This window comes from Haemophilus sp. THUN1692 (assembly GCF_059704395.1).
The window spans coordinates 2,093,355-2,110,263 of the sequence record NZ_AP046579.1 but is presented as its reverse complement, the minus strand read 5'-3'; the positions used below and the strand labels follow the sequence as shown (position 1 = coordinate 2,110,263).

18 protein-coding genes are annotated in these 16,909 nt (G+C 38.3%); 10 read left to right on the top strand and 8 right to left on the bottom strand.

From position 1 onward, the window contains the following. Window positions 1-133 precede the first annotated feature (133 nt). Both AC6H0A_RS10865 and AC6H0A_RS10860 read right to left on the bottom strand, forming a co-directional pair. Entirely contained in the window at window positions 134-2,305 is a 2,172-nt protein-coding gene (locus tag AC6H0A_RS10865) for a heavy metal translocating P-type ATPase (protein WP_005640107.1), read from the bottom strand. After that, window positions 2,280-2,486 carry a heavy-metal-associated domain-containing protein gene (locus AC6H0A_RS10860; RefSeq protein WP_005640109.1) on the bottom strand — a complete coding sequence of 69 codons (207 nt, stop codon included), beginning with the start codon at window positions 2,484-2,486 and terminating at the stop codon, window positions 2,280-2,282. The genes AC6H0A_RS10865 and AC6H0A_RS10860 overlap by 26 nt, the downstream gene beginning before the upstream one ends. A 76-nt stretch (window positions 2,487-2,562) precedes the next feature. Between AC6H0A_RS10860 and AC6H0A_RS10855 the strand changes: the two genes are divergently transcribed. Beyond that, the gene (locus tag AC6H0A_RS10855) at window positions 2,563-2,949 is read left to right on the top strand and encodes a Cu(I)-responsive transcriptional regulator (protein WP_005640111.1); all 387 of its coding nucleotides are present in this window, start codon (window positions 2,563-2,565) and stop codon (window positions 2,947-2,949) included. A 13-nt stretch (window positions 2,950-2,962) separates the two neighbouring features. Here the strand turns inward: AC6H0A_RS10855 and metJ are convergent, their stop codons facing one another. Continuing rightward, window positions 2,963-3,280, bottom strand: a complete 318-nt coding sequence (gene metJ / locus AC6H0A_RS10850) for a met regulon transcriptional regulator MetJ (protein ID WP_005634287.1) — start codon at window positions 3,278-3,280, stop codon at window positions 2,963-2,965. A gap of 236 nt (window positions 3,281-3,516) precedes the next feature. Here metJ and rho point away from each other — a divergent pair, with 236 nt between their 5' ends. Then, complete coding sequence (rho, locus tag AC6H0A_RS10845; protein ID WP_005629550.1) at window positions 3,517-4,779, top strand: transcription termination factor Rho; 1,263 nt, start codon at window positions 3,517-3,519, stop codon at window positions 4,777-4,779. Between the two features lie 53 nt (window positions 4,780-4,832). Here the strand turns inward: rho and AC6H0A_RS10840 are convergent, their stop codons facing one another. The 4 genes from AC6H0A_RS10840 to ppdD are packed head-to-tail and all read right to left on the bottom strand — an operon-like array spanning window position 4,833 to window position 8,570. Further along, window positions 4,833-5,525 carry a prepilin peptidase gene (locus AC6H0A_RS10840; RefSeq protein ID WP_005640118.1) on the bottom strand — a complete coding sequence of 231 codons (693 nt, stop codon included), beginning with the start codon at window positions 5,523-5,525 and terminating at the stop codon, window positions 4,833-4,835. Then, window positions 5,522-6,742: a type II secretion system F family protein gene (locus AC6H0A_RS10835; RefSeq protein ID WP_179230842.1), complete on the bottom strand. Its 1,221-nt coding sequence runs from the start codon at window positions 6,740-6,742 to the stop codon at window positions 5,522-5,524. The genes AC6H0A_RS10840 and AC6H0A_RS10835 overlap by 4 nt, the downstream gene beginning before the upstream one ends. After that, on the bottom strand, window positions 6,739-8,133 hold the full coding sequence (locus AC6H0A_RS10830) for a GspE/PulE family protein (RefSeq protein WP_179230843.1): 1,395 nt from the start codon (window positions 8,131-8,133) through the stop codon (window positions 6,739-6,741). The genes AC6H0A_RS10835 and AC6H0A_RS10830 overlap by 4 nt, the downstream gene beginning before the upstream one ends. Further along, a complete protein-coding gene (gene ppdD, locus AC6H0A_RS10825; RefSeq protein ID WP_005640126.1) occupies window positions 8,130-8,570 on the bottom strand; it encodes a prepilin peptidase-dependent pilin in 441 nt (146 codons plus the stop codon). The genes AC6H0A_RS10830 and ppdD overlap by 4 nt, the downstream gene beginning before the upstream one ends. A 114-nt stretch (window positions 8,571-8,684) precedes the next feature. Between ppdD and ampD the strand changes: the two genes are divergently transcribed. The 6 genes from ampD to tadA all read left to right on the top strand — a co-directional run bounded on the left by ampD (window position 8,685) and on the right by tadA (window position 13,343). Beyond that, window positions 8,685-9,239: a 1,6-anhydro-N-acetylmuramyl-L-alanine amidase AmpD gene (ampD, locus tag AC6H0A_RS10820; protein ID WP_005640129.1), complete on the top strand. Its 555-nt coding sequence runs from the start codon at window positions 8,685-8,687 to the stop codon at window positions 9,237-9,239. Between the two features lie 525 nt (window positions 9,240-9,764). Next, window positions 9,765-10,355: an RNA pyrophosphohydrolase gene (gene rppH, locus AC6H0A_RS10815; protein ID WP_005640133.1), complete on the top strand. Its 591-nt coding sequence runs from the start codon at window positions 9,765-9,767 to the stop codon at window positions 10,353-10,355. Next, complete coding sequence (locus tag AC6H0A_RS10810) at window positions 10,355-11,152, top strand: sulfite exporter TauE/SafE family protein (RefSeq protein WP_005640135.1); 798 nt, start codon at window positions 10,355-10,357, stop codon at window positions 11,150-11,152. The genes rppH and AC6H0A_RS10810 overlap by 1 nt, the downstream gene beginning before the upstream one ends. An 8-nt stretch (window positions 11,153-11,160) precedes the next feature. Continuing rightward, window positions 11,161-11,967 carry a prolipoprotein diacylglyceryl transferase gene (lgt, locus tag AC6H0A_RS10805; RefSeq protein WP_005640137.1) on the top strand — a complete coding sequence of 269 codons (807 nt, stop codon included), beginning with the start codon at window positions 11,161-11,163 and terminating at the stop codon, window positions 11,965-11,967. Between the two features lie 9 nt (window positions 11,968-11,976). Then, a complete protein-coding gene (locus tag AC6H0A_RS10800; protein WP_005640139.1) occupies window positions 11,977-12,828 on the top strand; it encodes a thymidylate synthase in 852 nt (283 codons plus the stop codon). Continuing rightward, window positions 12,828-13,343, top strand: coding sequence for a tRNA adenosine(34) deaminase TadA (tadA, locus tag AC6H0A_RS10795; RefSeq protein WP_005640142.1), 516 nt, complete (start codon window positions 12,828-12,830; stop codon window positions 13,341-13,343). Before AC6H0A_RS10800 ends, tadA begins: the two co-directional genes overlap by 1 nt. Window positions 13,344-13,377: 34 nt before the next feature. Here tadA and AC6H0A_RS10790 read toward each other — a convergent pair whose 3' ends face one another. After that, the gene (locus AC6H0A_RS10790; protein WP_005640144.1) at window positions 13,378-13,692 is read right to left on the bottom strand and encodes a DUF721 domain-containing protein; all 315 of its coding nucleotides are present in this window, start codon (window positions 13,690-13,692) and stop codon (window positions 13,378-13,380) included. Window positions 13,693-13,770: 78 nt separating this feature from the next. On the opposite strand from AC6H0A_RS10790, the gene secM reads away from it, so the two are divergent. Beyond that, window positions 13,771-14,073 carry a secA translation cis-regulator SecM gene (secM, locus tag AC6H0A_RS10785; protein ID WP_005640146.1) on the top strand — a complete coding sequence of 101 codons (303 nt, stop codon included), beginning with the start codon at window positions 13,771-13,773 and terminating at the stop codon, window positions 14,071-14,073. A gap of 123 nt (window positions 14,074-14,196) precedes the next feature. Continuing rightward, the gene (secA, locus tag AC6H0A_RS10780) at window positions 14,197-16,902 is read left to right on the top strand and encodes a preprotein translocase subunit SecA (RefSeq protein ID WP_005640148.1); all 2,706 of its coding nucleotides are present in this window, start codon (window positions 14,197-14,199) and stop codon (window positions 16,900-16,902) included. The last annotated feature ends 7 nt before the right edge of the window (window positions 16,903-16,909 follow it).

Here is a 16,909-nt window from a genome sequence, read left to right as displayed (position 1 = left end):
AAATAGAGAATCTCAAAGAGCAAATTCTAAAATTGTGATCAAGTTAAAATTTTTTTATAAAAAGTGCGGTAATTTTCTGCGACAAAAAAATCGGTGTGATCACGACACCGATTGCGCATAAAAATAAATAAAATTAAAACCGCACTTTTTTCAACCTTAAGGCGTTCATCAATACGGAAATTGAACTCATCGCCATCGCAGCGCCTGCAATGACTGGATTTAGAAAACCCAAAGCGGCAAGAGGGATGCCGAGAATATTGTAAATCAAAGCAAAAAATAGATTTTGTTTGATATTTTTCAAGGTTGCTCTTGCAATAAAAAGCGCATCTATAAGTTGATTCACTGAATGTTGCATAAGTGTTGCAGAAGCCGTTTGCTCTGCAATATCTGAACCTGATTTCATCGCAAAACTGACGTTTGCAGCAGATAAAGCAGGCGCATCATTTATTCCATCCCCTACCATTGCTACAACATGACCTAGAGATTTCAGGTTTTGAATTTTTTCCGCCTTATCTCTAGGACTGAGGCCTCCAAAGGCTTTCTTAATGCCGAGCTGTTTTGCTATGTAATCCACGACAGATTGTTGATCGCCACTCATAATTACTACATCAATATTTTGCTGTTGTAAGCGTTGAATGGCGTGCAAGATATCGTTTTTTAAGGTGTCCGTCAGCGCAAATGCGCCAATAGGTTCATCATTTATAGATACCGCGACAATGCTCGCAATTTGCCAGATATCCTCTAAATTTTTAGGCAAGATTAAACCGCAATAATCAGGTTTACCGACTTTTATTGTTCCCACTTGTTCTAATTCGGCTTGAATTCCTTGGCCGACTTCCATCTTTGAAAAAAGTGCGGTAGGAATTTCTAACATTTTTTGTTCTGCTGCTTGCACAATAGCTTTTGCAATTGGGTGGTTAGCTTGTTGTTCAACGGCTGCGGCAAAACGATACAAATCTTCTTCAGAATACCCCGCACTTTGTGGCTGCCATAGTGCTGAAATTTCAAGCTCTCCCTTTGTTAGTGTGCCAGTTTTATCAAATACAACAGTATCCACGTGGGCGGTTTCCTCCATTGCTGCCGCATCTTTAAACCATACGCCAGCATTGACCGCTTTACCTAAACCAACCATTATGGCGGCTGGTGTGGCTAATCCCAAGGCACAAGGGCAGGCAATCACAAGCACGGATACCGCGTGAATAAGTGAAGACACACTATCATTAGTTAGAACGTAAGTGAGGGCGAAAGTAACAAGTGAAATCAGTAATACAGCAGGTACAAACACTGACGCAACTTTGTCAGCAAATCGTGCAATTGGCGCTTTTGAGCCTTGCGCATCTGATAATGCATTCATCATATCGCCAAGTAAGGTTTGGCTACCAAGCTGATTTGCTTGATAGATAATAGAACCTTCTGTTACCATCGCCCCCGCTAATACTTTTCCACCTTTCTGTTTTTCTTCTGGACGAGATTCGCCCGTTAAATGACTTTCATCACACCATCCATTTCCATTTTCAATTATGCCGTCTGCTGCAATACGCTCGCCTTGATTCGCACGAATGATTTCGCCGATATTTACTTGGTCAAGGGCAATCTCAGTCCATTTGTCATTACGTAGAGCGGTGACTTTTTTCGGTGTCAGTTGCAAGAGCATGCTTAAGCTATTTAGGCTGTGCTTTTTAGTGCGATCTTCAAGAAATTTTCCAAGACTGACAAAACCAATCACCATAACAGAAACTTCAAAGTACACATGTCCCATTGCATGATTGTCGTGGTAAAACAACATGAAAGCAGAATAAAGATAAATGGTGAGCGTTCCTGTACTGACAAGGACATCCATATTGGCAAGCCCACCACGAATACTACCGATTGCTCCGCGATAAAATGGAATAGCTAACCAAAGTTGCACAATGCTCGCTAATGCAAATTGCCAAATAGGTGGCAACATTAAGTTATATGAGCCACTCATCATGCCAAGCATACCAATCAGAAATGGAATATTGATTATCCAAAGTATGATTAATCGCCAAGGGATGGATGTATTTTTTTCTTCTATTGGCAATTCATTGGCTTGTTTGATATGAGCAGAAAAACCTGTTTTATGAATAATCTCTATAATTTCAGTTTCGCTTACTTGCGTAGAGTCAAATACAACTTGTGCTTCTTCGGCGGCAAAATTCACTCCCGCTTGTTGCACAAATGGTTTTTTATTTAAAACTTTTTCAATACGATTGGCACAAGATTGGCAGGTCATCCCACCAATCTGAATCGAAATTTTTTTACTCTGTGGCGTCAAATCCGGCATCTTCAATGACCTCAATCAACTGTGCAAGATTGACTCGATTTTCATCAAAAGTAATATTTGCTTTCCCTTCTAGTTGCACATCAGCAGATTGTACGCCATCTAATTCAGTTAAAACTTGAGTAAGACTTTTTACGCAACAGCCGCAATGTATGCCTTTTATGTTTAATGTGATAGTTTTCATTTTTACTCCTTGTGAGTTGTTTTATTGAGGGCTACACTATAAACCTTTACGTAAGGTTAAGGTCAAGAAATTTTTTATGAATATTAGTGAAGCCGCAAAATTAGTAGGTTTATCTACAAAACAAATCCGTGATTATGAAAAAATGGGTTTAATTAAACCCGCTGTGCGTAGTTTGTCAGGTTATCGAAATTATGGAGAAAGTGATTTAGAAAGGTTGCATTTTATTCGTCACTCACGCAATGTTGGGTTTTCGTTACATCAAATCGCACAATTATTAGCACTACAAGATAATCCTAAGCGTAGCTGCCGAGAAGTGAAAGTGCTAACTGCTCAACATATTGCGATGTTGAATCAACAAATAGAACAGTTACAAAAAATGGTACAAGAATTGCAGCGTTGGCATGATAATTGTCAGGGCAATGACTACCCTGAATGTTCAATTTTGAATGGCTTGAACGGATAAGTGAAAAGTGCGGTTAATATTCCCAACTTTCTGGGTCGACACCTAATTCGCGCATAAGCACTTTGGCATCTTCGGGAATTTCATCATTACGCTCTTTCATTAAATCTGCATCGGTGGGCAAAGGTTGACCAGTGAATGCATGCAAAAATGCTTCGCAAAGTAATTCACTGTTGGTTGCATGACGTAAACTTTTTAATTGGCGGCGAGTGCGTTCATTTGTCAAAATTTCCAATACTTTGATTGGAATAGACACAGTGATTTTTTTTACTTGCTCGCTTTTTTTGCCATGTTCTGCATAAGGGCTGATATATTTTCCGTCCCAATCCGCCATAATTTACCTTAGTGCTTATTGATAACCTTACAAATTGTCCGTATTCTAATGAAAAATCAAATAAATAACAATCTAGACGGCTAAACTTCTATGTTAAAAAGAGAAAGAAAAGTGTGGTAATTTTTTAGATTAAATATAAAGAAACGCTAGACAGTACTGGGTTTTAGTGGTAATTTACGCGCCATTCAAAGGGTGCAAGCCCACCATTCGAATCATCAATTCTTATTATATTCATTATGCATTTAACTGAACTTAAAAATACGCCTGTTTCTGATCTTGTGAAACTTGGTGAAGAACAAATGGGCTTAGAGAATTTAGCTCGTTTGCGTAAACAAGATATTGTCTTCGCAATTTTAAAACAGCACGCCAAAAGCGGTGAAGATATTTTCGGCGGTGGCGTGTTAGAAATCTTACCAGATGGTTTTGGTTTTCTTCGTTCTGCTGACAGTTCCTACCTTGCAGGCCCTGATGATATCTATGTTTCCCCAAGTCAAATTCGTCGTTTTAACCTTCAAACTGGTGATAAAATAGAAGGTAAAATCCGTCCGCCAAAAGAAGGCGAACGCTATTTTGCACTTTTAAAAGTTGATCAAGTTAATGATGACAAACCTGAAGTTTCTCGTAGCAAAATCTTATTTGAAAACTTAACGCCATTACATGCTAACTCTCGTTTAAGAATGGAGCGAGGCAATGGATCAACAGAAGATTTAACCGCACGTATTTTGGATTTAGCATCACCAATTGGTAAAGGTCAACGTGGTTTGATTGTTGCTCCGCCAAAAGCAGGTAAAACCATGTTGCTGCAAAACATTGCACAAAGTATCACGCATAATTATCCTGATGTAGAGCTTATCGTATTATTGATTGATGAACGCCCAGAAGAAGTGACAGAAATGCAACGTTCAGTAAAAGGCGAAGTGATAGCCTCTACTTTTGATGAGCCTGCAACTCGTCACGTTCAAGTGGCAGAAATGGTAATCGAAAAAGCGAAACGTTCAGTTGAGCATAAAAAAGATGTGGTAATTTTGCTTGACTCTATTACACGTTTAGCACGTGCTTACAATACAGTCACTCCAGCTTCAGGTAAAATTTTATCTGGTGGTGTGGATGCTAATGCATTGCATCGTCCAAAACGTTTCTTTGGTGCTGCGCGTAACGTGGAAGAAGGTGGTAGTTTAACGATTATTGCGACTGCGCTAGTTGATACCGGTTCGAAAATGGATGAAGTTATTTTTGAAGAATTTAAAGGTACAGGTAATATGGAATTACACCTTTCTCGTAAAATCGCAGAAAGACGTGTATTCCCAGCCATTGATTTTAAACGCTCAGGAACTCGTAAAGAAGACTTACTCACAACATCTGATGAATTACAAAAAATGTGGATTCTTCGTAAGATTCTTAATCCAATGGATGAAGTGGATGCAATGGAATTCTTGATTGATAAACTCATGATGGCGAAAACTAACGAAGAGTTTTTTGAAGTGATGAAACGTTCGTAAAAGTAACCGCATTTCTATGAAGAACAAGGGGAAAATATTATGTTTTCCCCTTTTTAATATCCGTAATATTTGACGAAATAAATTATGATAGCCGATAAGTTCATAAAAGGGGCAAAAGGTAAAAATTCTTTTTTCTTCCTATGAATAAGCGAAAAACATATTCCAAGAACTGAGGCTAATAATAAAAAGTGCGGTAAAGTTTCTAAATGAATAAAGCTTCCTAATGCCATTGCCAACCAATAATCTCCCCGTCCAAAGGCTTCTTTTCCGTAATAGAATTTTGCAAGCCAATAGATTGCGTAGAAAACAATAAAAAAACTTGCCGCACTTTTTATGCTTTCAGATAACGTAAACAATGAAAAGTGATTGTCTGCTCCAAATAATCCGAGAGTAAGTAACCATAAACAGGGCGTAGTAGAAATAAGTTGATAGTGCCAATCAAGATAACTGATTGCCCAAAGGATAAGAAGTGTGAGTCCGAACCATACAGCAAAAATAGAGTCCTTGAAGGCAATTTGTAAAAATATAAACCCAACTCCAACACTTAAAAAATACCTCAAAATATGACCACACTTTTTTTGTTGAATAGAGGCAAAGTGCGGTTTAAATGGAGAACGGTTTTGTGGAAATAATTCAACGTAAGTCGCATAAATCTCTTGCTGTGAACGCGTAATAAAACCAGATAGGTAGAACCACAATGCGCTCCCTAATATACAGCCTAATAAAAACATTGCGAAGTAAATCATTGAATAACAGAGCCCATATTAAAGATAGGTAAATACATTCCCATCATAATAATTCCAATCAGACTGCCGATGATCACCATCATTAATGGTTCTAGCATTTGTGAGAGTAAGTCAATTTGATGATTAAGTTTTTCTTGGTTATTATCCGCGATGTGTTCTAGCATCAAAGCGAGTTTTCCGCTTTGCTCACCAATTTGGAGCATTTGTTGTGCTTCCATCGGGAAAAGATCGCTACTTACACTATGAGAAAACGAATAGCCTTGAGAAACCCATTGTAAAATTGACCGCACTTCTTTATCTAATACGATGTCATTTACAAGCGTTTTCTTGGTTTGCCACGTTTGTGTGCGAGGGAGAAAACTCTCTAGTGCTTGATTAAGCGGTACTCCGGCCTGCAACATAATTTGTAAACTTTGACTAAAGTTCACTAAACGTGAAAGCTTTTGAATTGTGCCAAAAATAGGCGTGATAGAAATAAGTTTATTTTTCTTTTGATAAAACCAGGTCTGGCGTTTTAGATAGAAGTAATAAAATAGAACAAAACTAAAAGCGAAAAATAGCAAAATGCCAATATTTTGCTTAAGAAAATTGGATATAAAGAGCAATATTGCGGTTATTGTTGGTAATTCGGCATTATTGCCACTGTACATTTCAGCAAATTGAGGCACGATAAAAAGCAGTAATGCGAGTGTCAATAATAGAGAAATTCCCAACACCATTGATGGGTACAATATAATTTTCTGTAATTTGCGTTGTAATGCTAAAGATTGGCTACGATGCGTGGCTATTTTTTTACAAACAACGGAAAGTTTTCCTGTCATTTCTCCCACTTGAATCAGTTGAATTTCTTGTTGTGTGAGGTATTTCCCTTGTTGTTCAATGGCTTGTGATAATGCTAAACCAGATTCAATAGATTGAAGCAGCCGCTCAAGCCACTCATTGAGCATAATTTGAGTGCAATTTTGTTGCAAAATTTGCAGACTGTTTTTTAACGGAATTGCGGACTGTAGCAATGTTGCTAATTGATTGAGTAATTCGCTAATTTCTGGATTTTTGGGGTTTGCCCCAAATTGCCAGTTTTGTTGTAATTTGATGTGAGTAAGCCCGCGGCTTATTAATTGAAAGTGTGCTTGTTGTTTTGTATCCGCAATAATTGAGCCTTTTTGTTTCTGATTTAATGCGTTACTACCTTGATAATAAAAGAGTTTTTTAGTCATGAGTTTTTACCTAACACACGTTCAATTTCTTTCTCATCTGTTATACCTTGGCTAACTTTTTCTAGACCACTCGCATGTAAATTTTTAAAATCGGTTTGATAGCCATTCTGCTGCCAATGTAGAAATTGATAAACACCGATTCGACCTCGATAACCTTGATGGCAATCACAAGAATTTATTAAATTTCCACCGCACTTTGGACAGATTTTTCGTACAAGACGCTGCGCAATAACGAGCAGTAAACTGTTTTCAATTTCATGTTGTTGAATACCGAGTTGTTGTAAACGAGAAATGGCAGATATTGCATCATTAGTATGTAAAGTTGAAAGCACTAAATGCCCAGTTTGGGCGGCACGTAGTGCCATCATTGCACTTTCTTCATCGCGAATTTCACCTAGCATAATGATGTCGGGATCTTGGCGTAAAAAAGCGCGCAATAGACGGCTAAAATCCAATCCAATCTGTGGATTAATTTGGCTTTGAATAATGCCATCAAGCTCAATTTCAATGGGATCCTCAGCGGTCATAATATGTTTATCAGGCGTGTTTAGCCACTGAAGTGCAGTGTAAAGTGAGATACTTTTCCCACTTCCTGTTGGGCCGGTTACTAAAATTAATCCTTGTGGTTGGCTAAGCGCCCGTTGAAATGCTTGTTGCTGACTCTTGGTCATTCCTAGTTCAGAAAAGCTGAGTTCCACTGGTTTATTTTGCTGTGCTCTCAGGACAACTTTCTCTCCCCAATGAGTTGGTAACGTTGAAAGACGGAAATCAAGAATATCGGAAAACGTAGTTTTAAATTGAAATCGCCCATCTTGTGGAAGGCGGGTTTCACTGATATCTAATTTAGCGAGAAGTTTTAGGCGAGAAATAATTCGATTAGCCAAATTTTTGCTAAGTCTAGGCTGAGCTTGTAAAACACCGTCAATTCTAAACCGCACTTGGAAATGATCCGATAAGGTCTCCAAATGAATATCTGAGGCATTATTTTGTAAAGCAGATTCAAAAATTTGATTAAGCAAGCGAATGACAGGCTCATCATCTTGTTGTTCTAGATGAGTCTGTTCTTGATGTTGGTAATATTTAACTTGCTCTTCCACTTTAGGTTGATTAGGAGCAAGTTGCTGTAATAGTTCTTTAAGTTGATTGCTTTCTAATAAGACAGGCTCAACAAGCTTGCCAGTTATAAACGCAATAGTTTCACAGGCGGAAAGATTAGAAAGAGAATCAACACCTAACCAAAGACGATTATTTTCTTCTTTGAGTGGTAAAGCAAAATAACGTAACAGCAGTGACTGTTGTTGCTGATTACGCCCCCATAACTCTGGCGAGATCGTAAATATCTCGCCATTTTGTGCTTTTACTCGAGGTTTTGCACTAGTTAAGTCGATCATTTTGAACAGAATCCAGCAGGGAAAATATCGGCATTCGTTGTGCCACAGGTGGTTTTCCATGTAATGCCTTTTGCACTATCGCCTTCCGCTGTGAGTGTGTAACTCATTCCATCTAATGTACCATTACCCGCTACTGTTATTGCACCGTTGCTTGTTGTCACTGATTTTACATAGCCTTTTGCTGTTGTAATATCAGCAGCAATTCCATTGCTTCCTCCCGAGCAAGTGGAAGGGGCACCTGTGCTATAAACGCATAATTCCACATCTGACTTATAAGGTGCGGAAGCTTGCAGTAATTCGGATACTGCGGCTTTTTTGGTATAATTTTGATAAGAAGGAATAGCGATAGTGGCTAAAATCGCGATGATGGCGATGACTATCATTAATTCAATTAAGGTAAACCCTTTTTTCAAGGTTGTTTGTGTAGTTAGTTTCATTTATTTTCCTTTCGTTAAGCCTTTATTGGCTGAAATATTGTGAAAAGGGAAAATTGTTTTGTAAAACAGACCGCACTTTTTCTGCGATCCTGATCGCAAAAATAGGAAAAATGTATGCGAAAAATAAAAGATATTGAGAAAGGATTGCTGACTAATTGTCGACAAATTCCATCTCCGCATTTTGACGAACGCCCAGATTTACAAGATATTTCACTTCTTGTGATCCATTACATTAGCTTGCCGCCAGAACAATTTGGTGGCGGATATGTGGATGATTTTTTTCAAGGGAAATTAGATCCTAAGATTCATCCTTATTTTGAAGAAATTCATCAAATGCGTGTTTCTGCCCATTGTTTGATTGAACGAGATGGGCGAATCACGCAATATGTTAATTTCAACCATAGGGCTTGGCATGCAGGATTATCTAGCTTTCAAGGGCGAGAAAAATGTAATGATTTTGCCATTGGAATTGAGTTAGAAGGTAGTAATGAACAACCTTTTACTAATGAGCAGTATTTGGCATTGCAAGAACTAACTAACTTAATCATGAAAAGTTATCCTAAAATTACGAAAGAGCGGATTGTTGGGCATAGTGATATTTCGCCAGGACGTAAGATCGATCCAGGCCAATATTTTGATTGGGAACGTTATTTTGCCAGCCTAAAATAATTTGTTTAAAAATTAGACATTAAAATTTAGGGACTTCTGTGTATTACAAATATTGTAATATTTTATCTATAAGTGATTGAATTTAAATGGATAAATTTTATCTTGAAATTATATTAGAAAGGTTTGTTTGAGTTATACAACATTATGGATTTTCTCAACCACAATTTTATCCACAGAAATATTGAATAACTCAAAGAGATGACCAAAAGATCTTTGATGAATGGAATCGCTTTAAAAATTGTATTTTTTTACCGCACTTTCTTGCATTTTTGTGTGTAAAAAGTGCGGTTTATTTTTGTTTTAGATCTTTTGATTGGAAATAACTCAATTTATTTTCAAGTTTGATGAGATAAGGCTCCTTCTTTGTTTTTACGTGATCAATTCACAATCAGAAATCCATTATTCACAATGTTATCCACAATCTGTGTATTTTCTTGTGTAACCAGCCCTTTGGTTGATAAAAACACTGATTTATGAAACAATCTGCAGATTATTTTTATATGAAAAATTTAAGGTAAAACGATAGTGATCGATTTTGATGGCTACCGTCCAAATGTGGGTATTGTGATTTGTAATCGCAAATGGCAAGTACTTTGGGCGAAGCGTTGTGGGCAAAATTCGTGGCAGTTTCCGCAAGGTGGCATTAATGATAATGAAAGTGCCGAGCAAGCGATGTATCGTGAGCTGTACGAAGAAGTTGGTCTACAGCCTAAAGATGTGCGCATTTTATATGTATCTAAGCATTGGTTGCGTTATAAATTACCAAAACGTTTGTTGCGTTATGACAGCAAACCGATGTGTATAGGACAAAAGCAACGCTGGTTTTTGTTGCAGCTTGTTGGCGATGAAAAAAATATCAATATGCAAACAACCAAATCACCAGAATTTGATGGGTGGCGTTGGGTGAGTTTTTGGTATCCTGTTCGTCAGGTCGTATCTTTCAAAAAAGAAGTGTATCGCAAAGCAATGAAACAGTTTTCGGGCATATTGTTCTCAGAAAATCCTCCTGTATATCAACCTACACGAGAATTGGAGCAAAAATCTTATACTCATCCTAAAAAATATAATGGTTCAAAATTTCCAAAACGTTCTTTTAATAAAACAAGGAATTCATAATGCTTAGCTTTATTTTACTTTGTTTGCTTGTGGGGGCGGTTGCTGGCTTTTTTGCGGGGCTTTTTGGTATTGGTGGTGGATTGCTGATTGTTCCTGTGTTGGTGTATTTATTACCAATGGTGGGTGTGCCTGAATCTTTATTAATGTCTACCGCACTTGGAACTTCTTTCGCAACGATTGTTATTACTGGTTTTTCTTCGGCTCAACGACATCATAAGTTAGGTAATGTTGTGTGGAGCGCGGTGAAGATCCTTGCTCCGAGCATTATGGTTAGCGTATTTATTTGTGGTTTTTTTATCGGAAAACTTGATCGCGATATTTCTAGTAAATTATTTGCCTGTTTAGTGGTTTATCTCGCAGTTAAAATGGTCCTATCTATTAGACCTAAGACAAATAAAACAGTTAAACCTTTAACGACTCAATCATCTATTATCGGTGGAATTCTAATTGGCATGGCATCTAGTGCTGCAGGTATCGGTGGAGGCGGATTTATTGTGCCGTTTTTAAATTCTCGCGGTATCGATATGAAAAAGGCTATTGGTTCCTCGGCTTTCTGTGGCATGTTACTCGGAACTTCTGGAATGTTCAGTTTTATGTTAAGTGGCTGGGGGAATGCTGCAATGCCAGAATATTCTTTAGGTTACATTTATTTCCCTGCAGTGTTATGTATTACTGCCTCATCGTTTTTCACGTCAAAACTTGGTGCGACAGCCACCTCAAAACTACCAGTGCCAACTTTAAAGAAAGGGTTTGCACTTTTATTAATTACCATTGCTGTTGATATGTTTATTAGATAGAGAAAATTATGAATTCAAATTACTTGCTTCTGCCTCATTTTGATCCAACCATTTTTACTCTTGGCGATAGCAATATCGGCTTACGTTGGTATGGTTTGATGTACCTTTTAGGTTTTATTTTTGCACGCTGGCTTGCGGTTCGTCGTGCTAATCGCCCAAATAGCGGTTGGACAGTAGATCAAGTTGATACCTTACTGTTCAATGGTTTTATGGGCGTATTTATTGGAGGACGTGTTGGCGATGTATTTTTTTATAATTTGGAGCGTTTCTTACAAGAGCCGCTTTATTTGTTCCGTGTTTGGGAAGGTGGAATGTCTTTCCATGGCGGCTTAATAGGCGTCATTGTTGCCATGATTTGGACGTCTTATTCACAAAAACGTAATTTTTGGCAAACGGCTGATTTTGTTGCGCCTTTGATTCCGTTTGGTTTAGGTTTAGGTCGAATTGGTAATTTCATTAATCTTGAACTATGGGGACGCGAAACGGATGTGCCTTGGGCAATGATTTTCCCGAATGATCCGCTATTACTTCCTCGTCATCCATCACAACTTTATGAAGCTTTTCTAGAAGGCATAGTGTTGTTTGCAATTCTGAATATTTTTATTAAAAAGCCACGTCCAATGGGCTCTGTTGCAGGCTTATTCTTAATTGGTTATGGCGTCTTCCGTTTTATTGTGGAATATGTGCGTGAACCTGAAGTTGAAAATTTCTTTGGGGTTATTACGCGAGGACAAGCGCTTTGTTTACCAATGATTATTGGTGGTGCTTTAATTATGGCTTGGGCTTATTCACACAAAAGTGCGGTAATAAAATAGGAGATTTTTATGAAGCAATATCTTGATCTTTGTCGTCGCATTATTAATGAAGGTGAATGGGTTGCCAATGAGCGTACAGGTAAGCGTTGTCTAACGGTTATTAATGCAGATTTAGAATATGATGTGGCGAATAATCAATTTCCGTTGATAACCACGCGTAAAAGTTATTGGAAAGCTGCAATTGCCGAATTTTTAGGTTACATTCGTGGATATGACAATGCCGCTGATTTCCGCGCACTTGGTACTAAAACTTGGGATGCTAATGCGAATGAAAATGCCGCATGGCTTGCGAATCCGCACCGTAGAGGCGTTGATGATATGGGGCGTGTATATGGTGTGCAAGGCAGAGCATGGCGTAAGCCTAATGGAGAAACCATCGATCAGTTACGCAAAATTGTTAATAATTTGACCAAGGGCATTGATGATAGAGGAGAAATTTTAACCTTCTTTAACCCAGGGGAATTTGATCTTGGTTGTCTTCGTCCTTGTATGCACACTCATACTTTTTCCCTTGTGGGCGATACTTTACATCTTACTAGTTATCAACGTTCTTGTGATGTTCCACTTGGATTGAATTTCAATCAAATCCAAGTGTTTACTTTTTTGGCGCTTATGGCACAGATTACGGGTAAAAAAGCCGGCAAGGCATATCATAAAATTGTGAATGCGCATATTTATGAAGATCAGCTTGAGTTAATGCGTGATGTGCAACTTAAACGCGAGCCTTTCCAATTGCCAAAATTAGAAATCAATCCAGATATAAAAAGCCTTGAAGATTTAGAAACTTGGGTCACGATGGATGATTTCAAAGTCATTGGCTATCAATCTCATGATCCGATTAAATATCCGTTTTCTGTATAATGGATGCAGCAAAAGTGCGGTCAGAATTTGACGAGAAAATGATGCGCTATGCCCTTGATCTTGCCGATAAAGCAGAAGCGTTAGGTGAGATTCCTGTGGGGGCGGTTTTGGTTGATGACGCTGGAAATATTATTGGAGAAGGTTGGAATCTCTCCATTGTTCAAAGTGATCCTACCGCACATGCTGAAATTATCGCTTTGCGTGACGGAGCAAAACATCTCCAAAATTATCGTTTACTGAATACTACGCTTTATGTGACATTAGAGCCTTGCACAATGTGTGCTGGGGCAATTTTGCATAGCAGAATTAAACGCCTTGTGTTCGGCGCTTCTGATTATAAAACTGGTGCGGTTGGATCACGTTTCCATTTTTTTGATGATTATAAGATGAATCATACTCTGGAGATTACATCTGGTGTATTAGCAGAAGAGTGTAGTCAGAAATTAAGCGCATTTTTTCAGAAGAGACGCGAAGAGAAAAAAATAGAGAAAGCATTGTTAAAAAAGTCTGATTGATATTAAATCTCCATTTTCTCCCACTTCTTAGCTTTTAAAAACCAGGGTTTATTGTTATCTCAAGTCGTTTTACATGCGGAAATTCTTCTTGAATAAGTTTCAATAATTCAGTCCGTCTGAATAAAATTCCTTGGCGAACAATGGCATTTGCAGTCTCAATAAAAATTGAGTTATCTGTCATATTACCAATACGAAATTTGCCGTGAAATTCTTGTGGAAAAATGCGGTTAAATTTTTGATTCAGTTCATTGATGGCAAGACCTTTTTTCATTATTTTGGCAAAGGGCGATTGCTCAAGCACATCCATAATATTAACTGCTTTTTGATAACGCTCAGCCTTGTTTTCCATAAAGTCTGCCCTCAGTAAATGACATTAGTTTAGATTTCCGCTACAATACACGCAATTTTCATAATAAACAACGAGACGATGATTTCAGGCACTGTCAAACCGACTTTTTGGTCGCGATTACTTTTAAGTATTATCGCGATTTTTGCTTTGCCTAACGCACAAAGTTTTGAAAATCAAAATAATGCGGAAAATTATTCCTCGAGTGTTTCGATTCAACAAGTGTTGGAAACGGTAAAAGTTTCACGTGAAGTGCAACGGCAAGCCATTCCTCAACCTTCAATTTCCCACCAAACTGAAAAACAACTTAAAATTCAACCGCACTTTTTAGCAGATGTGTTGAATCTTAGTGCGCCAATTCGAGCTGGCCCCTTGCTTATTTAATTTTCTGTTTTCTGTAAAGAATATTGCTATTGAAATAGCGATATTTTAAAAAATTATTGTGCATGAAAAAAAGTATTTCATACGCATTTAACTATTTAACTTATATATTTAAAAAGAGAAATTATGAGCATTTTAACGAAAATTTTTGGCAGCCGTAACGACCGTATTTTACGTAAATTAAGAAAACAAGTTGCAAAAATCAATAAATTAGAACCTGAGTTTGAAGCCCTCACAGATGAACAACTTCGTGCAAAAACAGATGAATTCCGTCAACGTTTAAGTGCGGGCGAAACTTTGCAACAAATTTTACCAGAAGCATTTGCAACGGTACGTGAAGCAAGTAAGCGCGTGCTTGGTATGAGACATTTTGATGTTCAGCTTATTGGTGGGATGGTATTGACTAACCGCTGTATCGCAGAAATGCGCACTGGCGAAGGTAAAACATTAACTGCGACTTTGCCTTGTTATTTAATCGCACTTGAAGGTAAAGGCGTTCATGTTGTGACGGTGAATGATTATCTTGCTCGCCGAGATGCAGAAACAAACCGTCCGTTATTTGAATTTTTGGGCATGAGTGTAGGCGTAAATATTCCTGGTTTACCGCCTGAAGAAAAACGTGCAGCTTATGCAGCAGATATTACTTATGCAACCAATAGTGAACTTGGTTTTGATTACTTACGTGATAACTTGGCTCACTCAAAAGAAGAGCGTTTCCAACGAACTTTAGGCTATGCGCTGGTGGATGAAGTGGATTCCATCTTAATCGATGAAGCGCGTACACCATTGATTATTTCTGGTCAAGCCGAAGACAGTTCTGCGCTTTATATTGCAGTCAATAAACTGATTCCAAACTTAATTAAGCAAGAAAAAGAAGATACAGAAGAATATCAAGGCGAAGGGGACTTTACTTTAGATCTTAAATCTAAACAGGCGCACTTAACTGAACGTGGCCAAGAAAAAGTGGAAGATTGGTTGATTGCCCAAGGTTTAATGCCTGAAGGGGATTCTTTGTATTCTCCTGGTCGAATCGTGTTGCTTCATCATGTTATGGCAGCCTTGCGTGCGCACACATTGTTTGAAAAAGATGTCGATTACATTGTGAAAGATGGTGAAATCGTGATTGTTGATGAACACACTGGTCGTACGATGGCAGGGCGTCGCTGGTCAGATGGTTTACACCAAGCCATTGAGGCGAAAGAAGGGGTGGAAATTAAGAGCGAAAACCAAACTGTTGCGTCAATTTCTTACCAAAACTACTTCCGTTTATATGAGCGTCTTGCGGGTATGACGGGAACGGCGGATACCGAAGCGTTTGAGTTCCAACAAATTTACGGATTGGAAACTGTTGTGATTCCAACAAACCGCCCAATGATTCGTGATGATCGCACAGATGTGATGTTTGAAAATGAACAATATAAATTTAATGCGATTATTGAAGATATCAAAGATTGTGTTGAACGCCAGCAACCAGTATTAGTGGGGACGATTTCAGTAGAAAAATCAGAAGAATTATCTAAGGCCTTAGATAAAGTGGGTATCAAACACAATGTGTTGAATGCGAAATTCCACCAACAAGAAGCGGAAATCGTGGCAGAAGCTGGTTATCCCGGTGCTGTGACTATCGCAACGAATATGGCGGGTCGCGGTACGGATATTATCCTTGGTGGTAACTGGAAAGCACAGGCTGCTAAATTAGAAAATCCAACTCAAGAACAAATTGAAGCGCTTAAAGCTGAGTGGGAAAAGAATCATGAGATTGTAATGAAAGCAGGTGGTTTGCATATTATCGGTACAGAGCGTCATGAATCTCGCCGTATTGATAACCAGTTGCGTGGTCGTTCTGGTCGTCAAGGTGACCCAGGTTCTTCTCGTTTCTACCTTTCTTTGGAAGATGGCTTAATGCGCATTTATTTAAATGAAGGTAAACTCAATTTAATGCGTAAAGCGTTCACCGTGCCTGGTGAGGCTATGGAATCGAAAATGTTGGCGAAAGTGATTGCATCTGCTCAAGCAAAAGTTGAGGCCTTCCACTTCGATGGTCGTAAAAACCTACTTGAATATGATGATGTAGCAAATGACCAACGTCATGCCATTTATGAGCAACGCAATTATTTGCTTGATAATGATGATATTTCTGAAACTATTAACGCCATTCGCCACGATGTATTTAATAGCGTGATTGATCAATATATTCCACCGCAATCTTTGGAAGAACAATGGGATATTAAAGGGCTTGAAGAACGTTTAGCTCAAGAGTTTGGTATGGAATTACCAATTTCTCATTGGCTGGAAGAAGATAATAATCTGCACGAAGAAAACTTGCGTGAACGCATAGTCGAAGTCGCCGAAAAAGAATATAAAGAAAAAGAAGCACTAGCTGGTGAAGAAACCATGCGCAACTTTGAAAAAGGTGTCATGTTACAAACCTTAGATGAGCTTTGGAAAGAACACTTAGCGGCGATGGATTATTTACGCCAAGGTATTCATTTACGCGGTTATGCGCAAAAAGATCCAAAACAAGAGTATAAAAAAGAATCTTTCCGTATGTTTACAGAAATGTTGGATTCTTTAAAACACCACGTTATCACGACTTTAACGCGTGTGCGTGTGCGCACTCAAGAAGAAATGGAAGAAGCTGAACGTGCTCGTCAAGAAATGGCTGCTCGTATCAATCAAAATAATTTACCAGTGGATGAAAATGGTCAGGCAATCCAGAATTCAGATTCTGAAGATTATTCAGATCGTCGTATTGGACGCAATGAGCCTTGTCCTTGTGGTTCGGGTAAAAAATATAAGCATTGTCATGGCAGTCGTGCTGCTCGCCATTAATGATTAG